The organism is Thiolapillus sp., assembly GCF_048562965.1.
Classification (GTDB): Bacteria; Pseudomonadota; Gammaproteobacteria; order Chromatiales; family Chromatiaceae; genus Thiolapillus; species Thiolapillus brandeum_A.
Window position 1 is genome coordinate 1 of sequence record NZ_JBHNMF010001325.1, and the last position, 702, is coordinate 702.

The following is a 702-nucleotide window of genomic DNA, read 5'->3' on the forward strand; positions in this document are numbered from 1 at the left end:
CCGCGTTCGGAGGCCTACTTTGCTTCCCCTCTGGCGCTATGCGCACGACGGGTAAGCAGTGCGGCCTCGCGGCTACTGGGGTCTACCAGCCTTCGCTTCGCTCTCCATGGCTGGCAGCGGATGATCGAACAAATATTTCTGTAAGACCTTTTCTTGGGCGTCTTCGTCCAGAAGCCCCTGGAAATCCTTTATTGCATCCAAACGTGATTTGACTATGTCTCGATATAGAGATGCTTCTAGAACATCTCTATCCGCTAGCACAGAAAGGAGCGTCTCTATATCGGAAACATTATTGACAAATTCCTCGGCAGAGCCTCTCAGCTTCATCCTCTCGAACGCAAGTATCCCGTGTTTATACATGAGCTTTTTGTCTTCCTCATGCTCGACCGGCAGGGCACTCAGATTTGCGATCAAGGTTTCCGCACTCTTTTGAAATCCAGGCGGCAACGATTCTATCCATTCTCCGAGCGCTGGGCTCATTTCCTTCGCCTTCTCAACCTCGTGCTTCTTTCTCCATTCCGTCCATCGCTTCTCGACTTGAGTCAACCTGGATCTGAGAAAGCTGATCAAATCAGCGTATCTAGGTGTCGGGTACCATGTGATTATATTCCAAAAAGGAGCTATCCTTTGTTCCGAACCCGCCAGATATTGAACGACTGGCTCACGCAAAACCTGGAGGAAGCATAACGCCATGGTTATCCA

At 50.1% G+C, this 702-nt stretch carries 1 pseudogene; it reads right to left on the reverse strand.

From position 1 onward, the window contains the following. Positions 1 to 72 precede the first annotated feature (72 nt). Positions 73 to 702: pseudogene (locus tag ACOCD2_RS24110) on the reverse strand (hypothetical protein); the annotation flags it as partial.